Source organism: Streptomyces sp. N50, assembly GCF_033335955.1.
Classification (GTDB): Bacteria; Actinomycetota; Actinomycetes; order Streptomycetales; family Streptomycetaceae; genus Streptomyces.
The window spans coordinates 364587-382362 of the sequence record NZ_CP137550.1 but is presented as its reverse complement, the minus strand read 5'-3'; the positions used below and the strand labels follow the sequence as shown (position 1 = coordinate 382362).

Sequence of the window (17776 nt, the reverse complement as noted above, 5' to 3'; positions counted from 1 at the left end):
CCATGACCCAGTCACCGCCCACCCCTGACCCGGTCGACGATCCCTACCGCTTCGACGACCTGCGCGCCCTGTTCGTCAACTGCACACTCAAACCGTCGCCGCAGCAGAGCCACACCGAGGGGCTGATCGACAAGAGCCGGGCGATCATGGACGCGCGCGGGGTCACCACGACCGTCGTACGCGCCGTCGACCACGACATCGCGCCGGGTGTCTACCCGGACATGACCGAGCACGGCTTCGCCACCGATGCCTGGCCGGAGCTGTACGAGCAGGTGATGGCCGCCGACATCCTGGTGCTGGCCGGGCCGATCTGGCTGGGTGACAACAGCTCGGTCATGAAGAAAGTCATCGAGCGGCTGTACGGCGGCTCGGGCCTGCTCAACTCCGCGGGCCAGTACGCCTATTACGGGCGCGTCGGCGGCTGTCTCATCACCGGCAACGAAGACGGCGTGAAGCACTGCGCGATGAACATCCTCTACAGCCTCCAGCACCTCGGCTACACCATCCCGCCACAGGCCGACGCGGGCTGGATCGGCCCGGCGGGACCCGGACCCTCCTACCTCGACCCCGGCTCGGGCGGCCCGGAGAACGACTTCACCAACCGCAACACCACGTTCATGGCCTGGAACCTGATGCACCTGGCCGCCATGCTCAAACGCACCGGGGGCATCCCCGCGCACGGCAACCAGCGCTCCGAATGGGACGCCGGCTGCCGCCTCGACGCGCCCAACCCCGACTACCGCTGAAGTGCGCGCCGCAGCAGGAGGGCGATCGCCGTCGCGGTGAGCACGGCTTCATCACGTTGGGCGAACGCCCCGACGGCGGAGTGCCGGTGGCCGGCGATCAGCCCTTTGAACGGACCCCGTTCTGCAGTCGGGGCCGGTGTGGAAAGGGCATCCGGTGGGGCGGCCGGCCACCCGCCTCGGCGGCTTGAGCGCGCCACCCCACCCCGTGGTCCCACCACGTCAGGTGCGAAGCGCGACGAGAAGATCAACCACGTAGGTCTCCTCCACCTCCTCGCGAGGAAAGATCCTGCCCAGCCGATCACGCTCGTCGACGAAAAACGCCTGACGGTCAGCCTTGTCAAGAACGAGGAATGCCGACCGGCTACCGATGTTGGCGAGATGCGTGTCCAAAGAAACAGTGCGGCTCCAGCGCACTTGACGGCGCTCAACCCGTAGCCCGGTCAGCCCCGCCAACCGGACGGCATCGCTGTCCGAAGGGCGCACCGCAGACCTTGGTTCCACCCCGCAATGGTGTGCGATGCGCCCGTGCTGCTCGCGGATCCACGGCACGTCGAAAGCCGTTGTGTTCCACCAGATCGCCAGCGCACCGCCCGCCCGCAGGACGCGCAATGCCTCCGGTACGGACCGGTCGGGATCGGTCCACTGCCAGGACTGGGCATACGTGATCAGGTCGCAGGAAGCCTCGGCCAGCGGCAGAGCGTTACCGTCACCCCTCACGATCGGCACTCCGGGAAGCGCCTGACGGAACTCGTCGGCCATGGCCTCACCCGGCTCGACAGCGATCATCTCAGCACCTCGTTCCCGCAACAACGTGCTGGCGATTCCGGTACCCGCGCCGACATCGGCGACCCGAGCACCCGCCAGACGACAACCTGAGAACTCCTCGACGCAGTCAAAGAGCGCGGCTGGATAGGAAGGGCGACTCGCCGCGTACTGAGCCGCGGCTGCATCGAACGACTGGGCGCGAGAGCTGACGGTCATCCCCTCATCATCACCTCCCTGTGCCAGACACTCGACCACCGCCAAGACGGTGATTGTTTTCGGTTACGGCGTCAGACGGCGGTGCGTCCGGCGTCGGCCGCGACGGTCGCGCCGGTGAGGTAGCTCGCGCGGTCCGAGGCGAGGAAGAGGATCACCTCGGCGATCTCGCGCGGGGTGGCGAGCCGACCGAGCACGGTGGTCTTGGCGAACTGCTCGGCGCCCTCCTCACCCACGGTCGCCAGGACCATGTCGGTCCGCGTGGGACCTGGCGCGACGGTGTTCACGCGCACGCCCGCCGGACTGAACTCGGCCGCCCAGGTGCGCGTCAGCGACTCCAGCGCGGCCTTGGTGGCGCTGTAGACGGACAGTCCGGGCATGCCGATCCGGGCGGCCATGGTGCTCACGTTGACGATGCTGCCGGAGCCCTTGGCGATCATGGCGGGGGCCAAGGCGGCGGTGAGAAGGTACGGGGCCCTGACGTTGGCGGCGAGGGCCTCGTCGAGCGTGTCGGCGCTCTGGTCCACGGTCGGCGCCCCGGGGAAGATCGCCGCGTTGTTGACCAGGATGTCGACGGGGCCAGCCTCTTCCGCTAGGTGGCGCAGCGCGTTCGGGTCGGTGAGGTCGGCGGCAACGAACCGCGCCCTGCCGCCGGCGTCGGTGATCGACCGTACGGTCGCGGCCCCGCGCTCGGCGTTGCGACCGGAGACAACGACGTCGGCGCCGACCGCGGCCATCAACCGGGCCGTTTCGGCGCCGATGCCGCCGGTCGAGCCGGTGATGAGGGCGACCTTGTCGGAGAGTTCCATGGTGGGTCCTTCCAGGTTTTCCGGCCGCTGAACGCGGCCCGACTGGGTTACCTGACCCACAATTACGCGCAAAAAATGGGTTGTCCAATCCAGAATCTGCTAGCGTTGTTGACCATGAGCACCGAGACGCGACGGCCCACGGAGAAGAAGCTGACCCGCAAGGGGCAGGAGACCCGGCGCCGGATCGTGGCCGCGGCGGCACAGTTGATGTACGAGCGGGGCGTCACCGAGGCGACGCTGGAAGACGTCCGGGCCGCCGCCGGCGTGAGCGGCTCGCAGATCTACCACTACTTCGCCGACAAACAGGCGCTGCTCCTGGCCGTGATCGAGCACCAGACCGAGGCCGTTCTGGGCATGCAGGAGTCGCTCTTCGCCGACCTCGACAGCATGGCGGGCCTACGGCGGTGGCGGGACGCCCTGGTCGAGTACCAGCGGCGGCTGCAGTGCCGTGGCGGCTGCCCGATCGGTTCGCTGGGCAGCGAGGTCGCCGAGACCAATCCCGAGGCCCGGCTCGCGGTGGCTTCCGGATTCCTGCGCTGGGAAACGGCCATCCGCGACGGGCTGCGGGCCATGCATGCGCGAGGTGAGCTGGACGGCGACCCTGACGACCTCGCACTGGCCACCCTGGCGGCACTTCAGGGCGGTCTCCTGCTCAATCAGATTCAGCGTGAGGTCAGGCCGTTGGAGGTGGCGTTGGACTCGATGCTCGATCACATCGAGTCGAGGGTGAAGCAGTCCTGATAGCCGGGTGCTCTCCGTTCCGTCGCGCCACCACGAGGTACTGCGCGTCTTCCCTCGCACGGCTGTGTCCCTGCCCGAGCCGGTGCCTCCGTGCCTGGTTGTCAGGACCTCCCCGGGCCGGTCGGCTGTAGACGTGCCGACCATGCCGTCCGTCCCGGGTCGGCACATACGAAAGGTCGGCTCCGGCGCGCGGCTGAGCTCGGCGAACGGGCGACGCCGGTCGACCTGAAATGTCGCCGAGCCGGTGAACCCGGCCGATTCCCCTTCGGCCATGCCGTGGAGGTTCCGACGCGATCGGTCGGTCGTGCCCTGGTGTTCGGGTCGTTGCATCAGTCGTGGCCGGTGATGCAAGGGTGCATGACGAAGCCGTCGCCGGCCTCCAAGTCCCTTGCTGGCCAGCCTTGTTGAGCAGGCCGGTCCGACCGCGACCAGCGGTGCGCCGATGGCTCAGGTCTCCGCGGGGGTGCGCGGCAAGCTCCATGCGTAGGTCTACGCCGATCCATTGGGCCAGCCCTGCCGTCGACCCCGAGGAGTCGATACGGCCGGCTGCGTTCAGCGGATAGGGCGGCGCCCCGGCGCATGCAGCACAACTGCCCAGGGTCTCCCCTCTGGTTCCACTCACGCGCTCTGCCCGCCGGGCGCCTTTGTCCTCCCGCTCCCAAGATCGACGGGCGTTCGATAAACCTGTCGAAACCCTGTCATCCCTCAAGCGGCTGTTGCCCCTTCCTGTCGACCGTCACTACGGTGCTCATGGAGATTTCACAGGGAAATCCGATGGAAGGGTCTGTCATGCCCCTGCCAGAGCCCCAGACTGCACCGTTTCCGGCTGCGACTGCTTCCCGAACCGCTCCACCTGGCCCCTGATCAGGCCCGTCCGGCCGACCTCAGCTCGCTCGACGCCGCCTTGAAGACAAGGTCCCCGCCTTTCCCGCGGCTCAGCGCCATTCGGCCGGGCTTGTTACCGCGTCGCGCGCCACGACATTGGCTGGACCTTCCAGGCCACAGCCCACTCAAGTGTCCACACTGCGATCGCACTTCGGCCCACGACGCGCCCGATACGGGGACAGCCCTCGGCCGCCATGAGCCACCACTCGACCGGCCCCCAGCCGGCTCTCACCCCCCACCAGCCTTCGGGCGGGCCCCGCCCGGAGCGGAAAGAGACATCCATGAACTCCACGGACAGCGAGCCTCTCGACTATCTCGTGATCGGCGGCGGCCCCGCGGGCCTCCAGCTCGGGCAGTTACTCCAGGCGGCCGGACACGGCTACCGGATCCTGGAAAGTGGCCGAGCGCCCGGCACCTTCTTCCGTACGTTCCCCCGCCACCGCAAGCTGATCTCCATCAACAAGGTGTACAACGGCACCGACGATCCCGAACTGAACCTCCGGATGGACTGGAACTCCCTGCTGTCCCCGGACCCGCACCTGCTCTTCAGCCGTTACAGCAAGCGTTACTTCCCGCACGCCGACGACCTGGTGCGCTATCTCGCCGACTTCGCCGAGGCGTTCAAGCTGGACATCGCCTACGACACCCGGGCGGAGCGGATCCGGCGTCACGACGCCGGCTTCACCGTCACCGACCAGCATGGGCAGGACCATCGCGCCCGTCGGCTGGTCATGGCCACCGGACTCACCCGTCCCAACACCCCGGACATTCCCGGGATCGAGACGGCCGAGGACTACTCCGTCGTCTCCGTGGACCCCGAGGACTTCATCGACCGGCGCGTCCTGATCATCGGCAAGGGCAACTCCGCCCTGGAGACCGCTGACAACCTTGTCGAGACCGCCGCCGTCATCCATGTCGCGGGTCCGCACTCCGTCCGCATGGCCTGGAACAGCCACTACGTCGGCCATCTCCGCGCGGTCAACAACAACTTCCTCGACACCTACCAACTCAAGTCCCAGAACGCCCTGTTGGACGGAAACGTACTCTCCGTCGAGAAGGACCCCGACGGCATGTACCGCGTCCGCTTCAGCTTCTCCCGGGCCGACGAGGTCGTGAAGGAACTGCGCTACGACCGGGTGATCGTCTGCACCGGATTCCGCTTCGACGCCTCGGTGTTCGACCCGGCGTGCAGTCCCACGCTGGTCATCGACGACAGGTTCGCCGCCCTCTCCCCGGCGTACGAGTCGGTGAACGTGCCCGGCCTCTACTTCGCCGGAACGCTCATGCAGCAGCGCGACTTCAAGAAGTCCACCGGCGGCTTCATCCACGGCTTCCGGTACGCCGTACGCGCCCTGAGCCGCATCCTCGGCGAACGCCATCACGAACAGCCCTGGTCCCACCGGCAGTTGGCCAGTGACCCGGCCGCGCTGGCGGACGCCGTGGTGGCCCGGGTCAACCGCAGCTCGGCACTGTGGCAGCAGTTCGGCGTCATCGGGGACCTGATCGTCACACCACCCGGCGAACCGGCCAGCTACCACGAGGAGGTGCCGGTCGCGTACGCGCACGAACGCCAACTCCCCGACAGCAGCGACTACTTCACCGTCACCCTGGAATACGGCCCCGACCACGACAAGGTCGACCCCTTCGACATCACCGTGCGCCGCACCGCCCAGAACTCGGTCGATGACGCCTTCGACGCGGCGTACCTCCACCCCGTGATCCGCCACCACGGCGGCGGCGAACTCCTCGGCACCCACCACATGGCCGAGAACCTGGAGAACCACTGGGACGACCCGGAGGTCCACCACGCCCCGCTGGCCGCGTTCTTCGCCCGCGAGCTGGACCGTCGGCCGAGTCCGGCGGGGCGGTGAGCGGCGTGCGGTACACCGTCCGCGACTTCGAGACCGCGGCGCGCGCCGAACTGGACCCGGTGTACGCCGACTTCATCGCCGGCGGGGCACGGGACGAGATCACCGTACGGGCCAACGAGGCGGCGTTCGGGCGGCTGCAGCTGCTGCCCCGGGTGCTGCGGGGACGTGCCGAACGGGAGTTGGGCATCAGCTTGTTGGGCAGCCGGGCGAGCCTGCCGGTCCTGCTCTCCCCGACCGCCTTCCACAAACTGGTCGACCCTGAAGGGGAGTTGGCGACCGCCCGGGCCGCGGCCGCCGCCGGCGTGATCATGATCGTGGCGATGGCGTCCACGGTGGCGGTGGGCGAGATCGCCGACGCGGCCCGCGGGGCCGGCGACGACGTGTCCCTGTGGTTTCAGCTCTACATCCAGCCCGACCTGGACATCACCGAGGCGCTGGTGCGCCGGGCCACCGACGCGGGGTGCACCGCGCTGGTCGTCACCGTGGACTCCCCGGTGCTGGGCGCGGGCGAGCGCAACCGGCGCAACGGCTTCCACGACTTGCCGCCCGGCCTGCGCTGCGAGAACCTGGTGGACCTGCGCGACGGAGAGCGCGGCCACGTACGCCAGATCGCCATGTCCCCGGAGCTGAACTGGGAGCACATCGACTGGCTGCGCCGCACCACCTCCCTGCCTGTCCTGCTCAAGGGCGTCCTGCACCCCGAGGACGCCCGGCTCGCGGTCCGGCACGGCGTCGACGGGCTGTTGCTGTCGAACCACGGCGGCCGCCAACTCGACACCGTCCCCGCCACGTTGGAGCTGCTGCCCGAGATCCTCGCCGCGGTCGAGGGCCGCATCCCGGTCGTACTGGACGGAGGCGTCCGGCGCGGCACCGATGCCGTCAAGGCGCTGGCGCTCGGCGCGTCCGCGGTGGGCATCGGCCGGCCCGTGATGTGGGCGCTCGCCGAGGGCGGCGAGAAAGGCGTACGACGTCTCCTCGAACTGCTGCGGGACGAACTCGACGACACCCTCGCCCTGTGCGGGGCGTCCGGTCTCGCCGACCTGACACCCGATCTGGTCCGCGTGCCCACCTGGGGGCCCGCGCCGGGGCCCGCCGTGGCTCCGGGAGCGGACACCCGATTCGGCGGGGTGGTCGCGTGAGTCCCACCGGATGGCTGATCACCGGCGCGGTCCTGGTGCTGGTGGCCGGTCTGCCGTACTGGCTGCCCAGGACCGTGATCGCGCTGCGGGTGCGGATCTTCGCCTGGGTGGGCGGCGAGGAAGGAGTCCGGGCTCCGAGCGAGGAGGTGCCCGCCGAGGAGTTCAAGAAGGTGTACGGGCATCCGGCGGCCAACGGCCGCAGCCGGGGCGCCGCGCTCTCCGACCTGTTCTGGTACTGGCTCTCTCCAGGCCCGGAGGTGCACCAGGAGCACCTGGAACCCGGCCCGCGCTACGACGACGTAGCCCGGACCACCCGGCAGATCCTGGCCGGGCTGTCCAGGGAGCAGTGGACGGAGCTGGTCGGCCGCTGCACCCGCCGGGTGCTCGACGAACTCGACGGCCACGCGCGCGTGCACCGGGTCAGACTGCGCGACCTGATGATGCCCGTCTGGGCCGAGGTCTACTACGAGGTGGTCTTCCGGGAACCCTGCCCGCGCCACGTCCGGGACCTGATCACCGGCAACGCGGACGACGTGGTGAGCGCCCTGAAGTGCACCCGCCTCAGGCACATGGACCGGCGGGCCCGGCTCACGGAGTACCTGCGGGACCGGCTCGCGCACGATCCCCCGCCCGTGCCGCTGCCATCCTCGCTCACCGCGCCGGAGCAGGCGTACTACCTGCAGGGCACGTTCTTCAACACAGCCGTGGTGCAGATGTCGGAGGCGATGGCCCATCTGCTGCTGGCCCTCGCCACGCACCGGCCGGTTCAGGAGCGCTTGCTGACCGGCGAGGCGGACCCGGACTTCCTGGACCGGGTCGTCAACGAGACGCTGCGGCACTTCCCGCTGTTCGGAGTGGCCCACCGGATCACCTCCGGGGAGATCTCCCGGGACGCGCGGGACCCCATCCCGGCCGGCTCCGTCCTGTTGTTCAACTACCCTGAGTACCAGGGGTCCGGAGGAGACCGGTTCGACCCGGACCGCTGGCTGGAGCCCGACACCAGGCCGTCCGCGTTCATCCCGTTCGGGGTGACCGCCAACCGGCCCTGCCCGGCACGGGGTTTCGCCGTCCTCACCATGCGGGTCGCGGCCGAGGAAATCCTGCGCCGCTTCCGGCTCGACTCCTCGGTGGAACACACCCGTTCGCTGCCCAGTCGCGGTCCCTGCCTGCTGATCCCGCGCGCCGGGGCCGCGGTCCGCAGGCGATCCCGGCTCGCGGCGATGCGCCTCGCCGATCGCTGGGCTGCCGTCCCCCGCAGCGTCACCCAACTCGTCCTCGGCAGCTACATGGTGTGGGACGCCCGACGCCAGGGCCTGTGCCGGAACTACTTCGCCACGCCCGCCGGCGGCGCCACCGCCGCCTCTGCCACCGTCGGACGTTGAGAGGAGCGCGACCATGACTCCCGTGGAGCTCGCTCCCGCCTTCTTCCTGGCCGTCGTCGTCATTTTGCTGACGTGCCGTCTGGTCTCACTGGTGGCCGGCCGTTTCGGTCAGCCGCCCGTGGTCGGCGAGATGATCGCCGGGGTGATGCTGGGCCCGTCGCTGTTCGGACTGGTCGCCCCGGGCATTTCCGCCGACGTCTTCCCACCTGAGCTGAAGCCGGTGCTGTACGTGGCCGGCCAGATCGGCCTGGTGACGCTGATGTTCGCCGCCGGCTACGAGTTCAGGGCCCACGCAGGGCGCGGCCTGGCGGGCACTGCCGTCGCGGTCTCCTCGGCCGGCGTGGGGATTCCGCTGGTGCTGGGCGTGGGGTTGACCCTCGTGGCCCACGGCCATGTCGGCATCTTCGTCGGCGGGGTCTCGGTCTGGGTGACGGCCGCGTTCGTCGGTGTCGCCCTGGCGATCACCGCCTTCCCCATGCTGGCCCGGATCATCACCGAACGGGGGCTGGCCGGTTCCCGGTTCGGCTCGCTCGCCCTCGCGTCCGGGGCCACCGACGACGCGGTCGCCTGGATCATGCTCGCCGGGGTGCTGAGCGTGGCCTCCGGCAAGGTGGAGCCCGTCCTGAAGGCCGTCGGCGGCTCCGTGCTGTTCGTGGCCGTACTGTTCCTGCTGGGACGCCGCCTGCTGGCCTGGATCGTGACCCGGCCGGGCCTGGGCGCTGACACCAGGATCCTGTTCACCGTCGCCATGCTGTTCTGCGCCGCCTGGTTCACCGACATCATCGGCCTGTACTCCGTGTTCGGGGCGTTCTGCATCGGGATGGCCATGCCGCGCGGCGAGGCGTCCGAACGGCTGGTGCGGACCATCCAGTCCGTGACCCAGGTCGTGTTCGTACCGATGTTCTTCACCTACTCCGGCCTGAACACCCGCTTCGACGTGTTCGCCGACCCGTCCGTGACGGCCTTCGGGGCGGCCGCGGTCGTCCTGGCGGTGGTCGGGAAGTTCGGCGGCTGCTGGGCCGCCGCCCGGCTGCGCGGCGAACCCGCTTCGGTGGCCGTCCGGGTCGGCGCCCTCATGAACGCCCGGGGTCTCATGCAACTGATCGCCCTCAACATCGGGTTGGCGGCCGGCATCGTCAGCGAGGAACTGTTCGCCGCGCTGGTGCTCGTCGCCCTGGTCACCACGGTCATGACCGTTCCGGTGCTGAGCCTGCTGGACCGCCGGGACGCCAGGTCGCGGCCGGCCGAGGAGACGCGGGAGGGCGAGGAACCGGTGGCGACACTGAACTGACCGGGGGATGAGCGCAGTTGTTACGGAAGGCTGACGCAGCCGTCGAATCACTGCCGCCCACTCACCTCATGGACAAATCTGGTCCCGCCCTCCACCAAGCGGTAGTCGTGGCGAAGCCCCGAGGAGTCGCATATGAGCAGGCACACCAGGCGAAGGTCTCCGTTACAGGTCAGGCTGACCCCGTCCGCGTTCGTCGCCGTCCTGCTGAACCGGGTCGAGGTCACCGACGACGGCACTGACCTCGACAGCCTGGCGTCACCGAGCTCCGTCGAGTCGTACGCGCTGGAGACGTCCGAGGACCGTGCCGAGGCGTCCCCCGACGCCCTCGCACCGCCTTACCTCGACCAGGACACCGGCAAGATCATCGCTCCGGTCGCCGACAGCGATGCGAAGGCCGATGCCACCGCGACGATCTCCCTGACCGATGTCCCGGTCGACGAGGGCGGCGACGACACCACCCTGGACGACGCGGAAGAGGCCGCCGACGGCACCACTACGAACGAGGACGACGTGGCCGCCACCGTCACCACCACCGACGCCACTGTGATCCCCACAACCAAGGTCGTCGACCACAGCCAAGCCGAACTCGACTCCATCGCCGACGAGGTCCTGCTGCTCGACGACGACGACCTCCCCGGTGCCTCCGCGCTCGCCAGTGCGGAAGTCGACGCCGAGACCAACAAGGTCGTCGTCGAGATCGCCACGGACAACCCCGAACTCGCCGACGGGCTAGGCCAGCGCTACGGCACCGACACCGTCACCGTCCGCGTCAACCCCGGCGTCACCCAGCTCCAGGAGACCTCGACCCGCTGGACCGACACGAATCCCTACAAGGGAGGAGCCGGCTACGAGGCCCACTGGCCCGCGGGTGATGAGGCCGGGAAGATGGGTGCGTGCACCACCGGCTTCGCCTGGACGTACAACGGCAACCCGTACATCGTCAGCGCCGGGCACTGCACCTACGCCAACGGGTACATGGACAGCTGGGACAGAACCGGCACCGACAACTCGGTCACTGTCGGCTTCGTCAACGTCGACAACTATGCCAACGGCAAGGGCTCAACGAAACTCTCCGGCCAGAACTACTATTCGGGAGACCTTTCGCTGATCAAGGTCATCGAAACCAAGTACAACGTGTCCGCACGTATCTACCAGCACGACAGTGTGATGCGGCGGGTGGACAACCGGTTCACCACGCGGTCGTCGAAGGGGCAGAAGTTCTGCACCGGGGGCGGCCGCTCCAGCGAGGTGTGCGGCTGGAAGGTGACGGAGACCAAGAAGCGGGTCAAGTACGGCAACGGGGACGTGGCGCACAACCTGACCGTGGGCCAGAAGAACTCGGGAGCGTGCATCATCAACGGTGACTCCGGCGGACCCGTCTACACCGTGAAGTCCAACGGCCACGTCAATGCGAAGGGCATTATCTCGGGTTCGGGCTGCAAGTCGGTGAGTGACGACGGCGAGTGCAGCGACGCGTGGGACGGCAAATGCACAGTCTTCTTCACGGACATCGCGTTGGCGGAGAAGGCACTCCCGGGAGGGGTCAAGAAATGGTGACGGTGACTCGGATGACAAGGCCGCGTGTTCTTGTCGGCGTCTCCACGCTACTCATGGCGGTTTCCGCCTGTAGCTCGTCGCAGGCGTGTGACGGCGCAGGGGTCGTCGCCGGTGTCGGCGTGTACGTCGTGCACGAAGGGTACGGAGATCTCGCCGGAGCCTCCGTAGAACTCTGCGCGAAAGGCAAGTGCGTCAAGGACCAGCTGCCCGACGAGGACATCACGAGTGTCAACCTTCCTCTGCCGGACGGCGTGGGCCCTGACATCGGCACCGTGCGCCTACGGATCACCCGCCCAGGTGCTGACAAACCTCTCATCGACGCCTCGGCCAAAAAGAGTCTCACCCACCAGTCCGACGGTTGCGGCGGCGGTTCCTACAACGGGGCGCTCGCCTTCACCAAGGAAGAGGGCCTGACGGCCAAGGTCCCGAAGGGCGTATCGGTGGCCTGGCACAAGCAGGTCATGGAGCGGGCCACAGCGGAACCCACTTCCTCCTGACACGGGCGCCCCTCCACTGCCGACAACCGGCTGTGGAGGGGCGCTGATCGATGAGGAAGATCCAGTAAGGCCCTCCCCTCATCGATGGATGCCTCGCTGGAACCGGGCTGCCACTCAGCCCAACGACTTGATGAGTTCAAGCTCAGTAGCCAGCAGCGCACTTTGCCAAGCACAAGGTGATCCGTGCCGGTGATCTTCTCTGGATCTCCAGGGCTGGTGGAGGCCAACCTGGCGAAGTCGGTCGCAATGGTTCAGGCTGCCTCCGATGATTCCTTTCCCGAGGACTGGCAGGCGATGGGGGAGTCCGCCGGGAAGTTCGGCTCCCGGCCCGACCAGCCGACCGATCCCGGACACCGTAAACCCCGTTCGGCGCAAGGTAGTTGAGTGGATGAGGCCACCAATGTGGTCCGCTATGCTCGGCCTCGTTCGAACATAGCGACGCCCGGTGGGCGCCCCAGCCACCGGAGAGAAAAACGTGAGTGAGTCCGTGATACCCGGAGACAGCGATCACCAGGCGGCGACGCGTTCGGGACCCGGCTCGGAACGAGTGATCGCCAACCGGTATCAGCTCCACGAGGTCCTCGGCCGGGGTGGCATGGGCACGGTGTGGCGTGCCCACGACCAGCTGCTGGACCGTCCGGTCGCCGCGAAGGAACTGCACATCCTTCCGCACAGCGACGAGGAGCACCGCGTCCGCATCCGCCGCGCGATTCGTGAGGCGCGCGCGGTCGCGCGGGTGCCGCACCCGCACGTGGTCGGCATCCATGACCTCGTCGAGGACGACGAACGGTTGTGGATCGTCATGGAACTCGTGGACGGCCCTTCGCTGGCGCATCACATCGCCCAGTTCGGACCGCTCACTCCGCAACACGCCGCCGCGCTCGGGCTACAGCTGCTCGACGCGCTGGCGGCCGTGCACGTCGCCGGCACCCTGCACCGCGACGTGAAGCCCGCCAACGTCCTGCTGCGGCGCGACGGCAACGCCGTCCTCACCGACTTCGGTATCGCGGCCCTGGACGACGGCGAGTTCCTGACGACCACCGGCGAACTGGTCGGCTCCCTGGACTACATGGCGCCGGAGCGGGTGATGGGTGCGGAGGTCGGCCCCGCCTCCGACCTGTGGTCACTGGGCGTCACTCTCGCCACGGTCTGCGGAGGCCAGTCCCCGTTCCGCAGGCCCGCGCGCCCCGCGACGCTCCACGCGGTGGCATACGAGGAACCCGTGCTGTCGGAACGGCTCGGCCCGCTCCGCCCGGTGATCGAGGCACTGCTGCGCAAGTCCCCGGACGAGCGGCCCTCGGCAGCCGCTACGCGTTCCGCCCTTCAGCGGGTCGCGGCGGGGGAGGCGGACGCGGGGCCGTTGCCGTCGTCGACGGTGCAGGTGGCGCGGTCGACGGACTCGTTGGCCGACGCGGACACCGTGACCAGAGGCCAGGAGCGGCTCGTACCGCCCGGGGAGACCGTGCCGACGGCTCTGCACACCACCTCGCTCAGGCCCACTCCCCGACAGGCGTCCCGCTCGGCGGGTCCGAAGCGGCTGCTGTGGGCGATCGCCGGTACTGCTCTGCTCGCGGCGGGCGTCGTGGCCGGTCTCTTCCTCACCGGGACCCTGCCGCCCAAGGACGACCCGAAGACAACGACCGTCAGCCAGGTCGTCCAGTCGGCGAACGGCTGGCAGCCGGTGGTCGGTGTCTCCGTCCAGCGGGGGGACAAGGTCACCGTGCGCTTCGTCACGGGACAGTGGACCGCCGACTACCGGAACTGGCCTCTGGCCGGGCCGGGCGGATACGACGCCGCCACCGACAAGGCGATGTCCGGTGCGAACAGCTGCAAGGTAAAGTCCACGGCCCGGTTCGCCGCCCTGCTGGCGCGCCTCGTGGGTAAGAACGACTTCCCGGTTCACTCCGTCGGGCAGCGGCTGACCTTCCAGGCCACCGGAAAAGGCACCCTCCAGCTGGGGATGAACGACACCGCTGGATCCTGCTCCGAGGACAACAGGGGATCGCTGACCGTGCGGGTGAGTGTCACCCACGGGTCCTGACGGCGACTGCCGGCCCGCCCGCCCGGCGCCGCCCGCGTGACGTCCTGCGTCCGGGCGCGTGAAAGCGAGGTAGGGGCAGGCGGTCTAAGCGGTTGTGGCGATGCCGCCGTCGACGGGGATCACGGTGCCCGTGAGGTATGCGCCTGCCCGGCTGGCGAGGAATACGGCGACACCAGCCATGTCGTCGTCGCGGCCGATCCGGCGTAGTGGGGCCGACGCCGCGATCGCCTCGCCGAGCTCGTCGAGGGTGGCGGCCATCATCGCCGACGGGAACGGTCCCGGCGCCACGGCGTTCACGGTGACGTGCTGCGGTCCCAGTTCCTTGGCGAGCACCCTGGTGAGTTGATGCAGTGCGGCCTTGCTGCTGGAGTACGAGTAGTTGGGCCGCTGGGGGATGTGGATGGCGGCGATGCTGCCGATGTTGATGATCCGGGCGGGGTCGTCGGCGGTGCCTGCCTTGCGAAGTGCGGGCAGGAGCGCCTGGACCAGCCAGAACGGCGATTTCAGGTTGAGGTCGACGACCGTGTCCCAGGCCTCGTCCGGGAACGTTTCCAGCGGCTCGTCCCACAGGGCGCCCGCGTTGTTGACGAGGATGTCGAGACGTTCCGAGTCGGCGGTGACGAGGTCGGACAGTCGCCGGCACTCGTCGTGGCGGGACAGGTCGGCGGGGATGGCCCGCACCTCACCGAATGCGGACAGCTGCTCCTGCGCCTTAGCGCACGCTTCTGCGTTGCGTGAGCTGATGACCACGTGGACGCCCGCCTGGAGAAGGCCACGCGCGATCATCATCCCGATGCCTCTGGTGCCACCGGTGACGAGCGCGCGCTTTCCTCGCAGATCGAAGAGTTCTGTATGCGTTGTGAATTGGTTGTCTACCACTTGCCGTCTTTCTCGTTGGTCGTGCGGGATGCTGCGTCGACGCGTCGGGTGTTCGGTCGAGCTGTCTTGACGCTAGGGCCCTGAGGTGCACTCCAAGCAAGCGCGGATCGGCCCCTGCCCTTGCCCGTACGACGCGCCCGCCGTGCCGGTCACCACGCAGGGAGCGGACGAGCACCTGCTTGTGATGGCGAGTCAGTGGTCCTTGGCCCCCAGCAGGGCGCGACCCGCCACCTGCGACTGGCCCACTGATCGTTCGTCAGATCCCCACGTCCCACCGGACATGACTGACCATCAACGCATGCCTCGCCGAAACCGCCACCTAGTTCGACGACACTTCGACATGGTGCGCTGGGACGGTGCCCGTCCCAGGTCGGTAACAGGCATGGCTTCCTGCGTCGCCCGTGCGTAAGGATCACCCTGTGAATGAACACATGGTCACCTTGGGGCCCGTCCGGGCCGCCGGATTCGTCGCCTCTTCCACCCTGCTGCTCGCCGGCGCCGCCTGGGCCGTGCGGGCCGGGTGGGAGATGCGGCTGGCCGGAGTCGGGAAGCCTCCGAGCGGATTGCCGGATCAGGGCGACGGTCGGCATCGGGCATTGACCTCGCTGGAGGACGGGTATCACCTCGTGAGTTCCGCCGGCGGTGTGGTTACCGCCGTGTGCGCCGTCGCCTTCCTGGTGTGGCTCGGGCGAGTGCGTGCCAACGCGCGGCTCATGTCCGGGCGGGCACCCCGCTACAGCGGGTTCTGGGTGCTCCTCGGGTGGGTCGTGCCCATCGGGAATCTCTGGATTCCGCGCGCGATCATCGCCGATGTGTACCGGGACAGTGCGGCCGGCCCGCGGTTGCCCCGGGTGGTCAACGTGTGGTGGGCGCTGTGGCTGATCGGTACGTTCAGCGGAGTCGGGCTCGTCTACCGCAACTCCACCGACCAGCTCATGGCCCGCGCCTACGACAATGTCTGGCCGCTCGTGCTGTCCGACCTCGTGCTCGTCGGGGCTGCTGTCGCGGGGGCGATGGTCGTGCGGGGCGTCACGCGTATACAGGTGGAGCATGACGGCGAGGGTCTCGTCCACGTGGCGGCCGGTGCGCACGTGTGAAGTGCGGGGCGGCGCGGTACGGACGGGGTCCAGCTCTTCTCCGTTGCCCGACCACGGTGGCGACCGGCGGACGGGCGCTGTGTGTCACCGCATCGTATTCACCTGCTCGCGGGTCGACTCACGTACCCATCACGTACCCAGGACTGCCACGAGCGCCGTATGAAGGAAGGCGACCCGGGGCGAAATGGACCGTTGCCTCAAGCGCAGGCTGCCCGGGAGGTCTGTTCCGGGAGCGCGAGGTCAGTGGCATGTCGCCGGGAGAGCCGGCGGACGTCCTCGCCGGCCGCGATGTTGAGTCCGTCCGGCGCAGCCGTCAACAGCGGCAAATGCCTCCAGAGCGCCGGCGCCTTCGCCGTCAACGGCGCGAGCCTGGACCAGTCGTGGATGGTCGTCCGACAGTTCGGGCCAGCGGCACGTCCATGGCCCGAGGACATTGCGCACCCGGGCGGGGAATCCGGGCGGGTGGGGAAGACCTGGCGATGGATCCGGCCATCATGTGAGCACGTCAAGTGGCAGAGAACGTCGTGGGCCCGGAGAGCGTGGTGTGGTGCTGAGAGTGCAGGGTCCTTGCGGCTGACGTCCATGGCCGACCGGCGGTCGGTCGCGATGCCGGTGGAACGGGGCCGGGGCGGAGGGGCGGCAGAGTGCGGCCTGCGTTGCGTGGGGTCAATTGCCCGCCCACGGCTGCACCGTGGTCGTCACGGGTGTCCCGGTGCGGGCCGATTCCTCGCAGGCCAGCGCCAGCAGGTGATCCTGGCAGCCGTCGGCCAGCGGGTACGGTTCCGGGCCGGCGTCCCGTACCCACGCGCCCGTACGGCACAGCAGATCCACGACGGCGAGGTCGTCCTCGGACAGGCGCGCGCCCACGTACTTGTTGCGCCACACCACGTCGCCGTCGAAGGAGATGTGGTGGACCTCGGACCCCTCCAGGTTGAGGTCGGTGCCGGTACGGCGGCGCGTCAGCGCGGACTCCACCGGAGTGCGCGGGTCGGCCATGCGCACCACCGCGTCGTCGACGATCTCGCCGAGTGTCCCCCGCACCACGATCCGGCGGGCCCGCAGCGGGTTCCACCACTGGTTGTCCGTAAAGTCGTAGAGCGCCGTACGGGCCGCGCCGAAGTCCAGCAGGGCCAGCGTGGTGACGGCGTCCTTCGGAGTCAGGTCGTCCGTCCATCCGGCCGGCGTCAGCGGGTCGGCCAGAGGGGCGGTGAAGGCCCGCGCGGTGACGGTCGCGGGTCCGAAACCGACACCCAGCGTGTGCCGGATCAGTGACATCGCGTGGTACATGTGCGTCGAGGACACCTGTACGGAGCTGACCGCGCCGATCACTCCTCGCCGTACGAGGGCGAGGCGTGCGGCGTGGCCGGGCATGAGCGTGTACTGCTCGGCGACCTGGACGAGGGCGCCGCCCCCTGGGCGCTTCGCGGCGCCCACGGCGTCCCACAGCCTGCCGAGTCCCGGCACGTCGGGTGCGGGCGGGGTCTCGGCGAGCACCGGTGTCCCGCGCTCGACGAGTTCCTGTACGACCTGCGGTGTGACCTCCCACGGCACCGAGGGGATCACGAACTCCGGTGCGGTGGCGCATAGTTCGTCGACCGTACGGAAGCTCGGCACGCCCCATTCCGCCGCTACGTGGGCGGCGCGGTCGGCGGAGCGGGTCACCACGCCGGCGACCGCGAGGCGTTCGGGCAGCGCTCGTGCCAGCCGCACGAAGAACTCGGCCCGCCAGCCGCTTCCCACGATGCCGAACCGTATGGGTGCTGCGCTCACTGCCTGCTCCTCCCGCACCGGGGCTTGTAGTGCCGGTCGCGGTCAGAGACGGCGTCCGGTGGCCGGGATGGTGTGCCGGCCACCGGACGCCCA

14 protein-coding genes are annotated in these 17776 nt (G+C 69.0%); 10 read left to right on the top strand and 4 right to left on the bottom strand.

The window, feature by feature from the left end:
* Nucleotides 1–2: 2 nt before the first annotated feature.
* Complete coding sequence (locus R2B38_RS46245) at nt 3–746, top strand: flavodoxin family protein (protein ID WP_318022203.1); 744 nt, start codon at nt 3–5, stop codon at nt 744–746.
* A gap of 219 nt (nt 747–965) precedes the next feature.
* Here the strand turns inward: R2B38_RS46245 and R2B38_RS46240 are convergent, their stop codons facing one another.
* Complete coding sequence (locus R2B38_RS46240; RefSeq protein WP_318023071.1) at nt 966–1727, bottom strand: class I SAM-dependent methyltransferase; 762 nt, start codon at nt 1725–1727, stop codon at nt 966–968.
* 71 nt (nt 1728–1798) lie between these two features.
* The gene (locus R2B38_RS46235; RefSeq protein WP_318022202.1) at nt 1799–2533 is read right to left on the bottom strand and encodes an SDR family oxidoreductase; all 735 of its coding nucleotides are present in this window, start codon (nt 2531–2533) and stop codon (nt 1799–1801) included.
* A 114-nt stretch (nt 2534–2647) separates the two neighbouring features.
* Here R2B38_RS46235 and R2B38_RS46230 point away from each other — a divergent pair, with 114 nt between their 5' ends.
* From R2B38_RS46230 to R2B38_RS46195, 8 genes are all read left to right on the top strand, one after another.
* Nucleotides 2648–3274 carry a TetR/AcrR family transcriptional regulator gene (locus R2B38_RS46230; protein WP_318022201.1) on the top strand — a complete coding sequence of 209 codons (627 nt, stop codon included), beginning with the start codon at nt 2648–2650 and terminating at the stop codon, nt 3272–3274.
* A gap of 1166 nt (nt 3275–4440) precedes the next feature.
* Nucleotides 4441–6030 (top strand): NAD(P)-binding domain-containing protein, encoded by a 1590-nt coding sequence (locus R2B38_RS46225; RefSeq protein ID WP_318022200.1) that lies wholly within the window; start codon nt 4441–4443, stop codon nt 6028–6030.
* Between the two features lie 5 nt (nt 6031–6035).
* Nucleotides 6036–7169 carry an alpha-hydroxy acid oxidase gene (locus R2B38_RS46220; protein ID WP_318022199.1) on the top strand — a complete coding sequence of 378 codons (1134 nt, stop codon included), beginning with the start codon at nt 6036–6038 and terminating at the stop codon, nt 7167–7169.
* Nucleotides 7166–8551: a cytochrome P450 gene (locus tag R2B38_RS46215; protein WP_318022198.1), complete on the top strand. Its 1386-nt coding sequence runs from the start codon at nt 7166–7168 to the stop codon at nt 8549–8551. Before R2B38_RS46220 ends, R2B38_RS46215 begins: the two co-directional genes overlap by 4 nt.
* 13 nt (nt 8552–8564) lie before the next feature.
* Nucleotides 8565–9842, top strand: a complete 1278-nt coding sequence (locus tag R2B38_RS46210) for a cation:proton antiporter (protein ID WP_318022197.1) — start codon at nt 8565–8567, stop codon at nt 9840–9842.
* A 132-nt stretch (nt 9843–9974) separates the two neighbouring features.
* Nucleotides 9975–11399 carry a hypothetical protein gene (locus tag R2B38_RS46205; RefSeq protein ID WP_318022196.1) on the top strand — a complete coding sequence of 475 codons (1425 nt, stop codon included), beginning with the start codon at nt 9975–9977 and terminating at the stop codon, nt 11397–11399.
* 11 nt (nt 11400–11410) lie between these two features.
* A complete protein-coding gene (locus R2B38_RS46200; protein ID WP_318022195.1) occupies nt 11411–11896 on the top strand; it encodes a hypothetical protein in 486 nt (161 codons plus the stop codon).
* Between the two features lie 475 nt (nt 11897–12371).
* Entirely contained in the window at nt 12372–13937 is a 1566-nt protein-coding gene (locus R2B38_RS46195) for a serine/threonine-protein kinase (protein ID WP_318022194.1), read from the top strand.
* A gap of 84 nt (nt 13938–14021) precedes the next feature.
* Here R2B38_RS46195 and R2B38_RS46190 read toward each other — a convergent pair whose 3' ends face one another.
* Nucleotides 14022–14816, bottom strand: coding sequence for an SDR family oxidoreductase (locus R2B38_RS46190; protein WP_318022193.1), 795 nt, complete (start codon nt 14814–14816; stop codon nt 14022–14024).
* Between the two features lie 419 nt (nt 14817–15235).
* On the opposite strand from R2B38_RS46190, the gene R2B38_RS46185 reads away from it, so the two are divergent.
* A complete protein-coding gene (locus R2B38_RS46185; protein WP_318022192.1) occupies nt 15236–15913 on the top strand; it encodes a DUF4328 domain-containing protein in 678 nt (225 codons plus the stop codon).
* 666 nt (nt 15914–16579) lie between these two features.
* Here the strand turns inward: R2B38_RS46185 and R2B38_RS46180 are convergent.
* The gene (locus R2B38_RS46180; protein WP_318022191.1) at nt 16580–17683 is read right to left on the bottom strand and encodes a Gfo/Idh/MocA family protein; all 1104 of its coding nucleotides are present in this window, start codon (nt 17681–17683) and stop codon (nt 16580–16582) included.
* Nucleotides 17684–17776 lie beyond the last annotated feature (93 nt).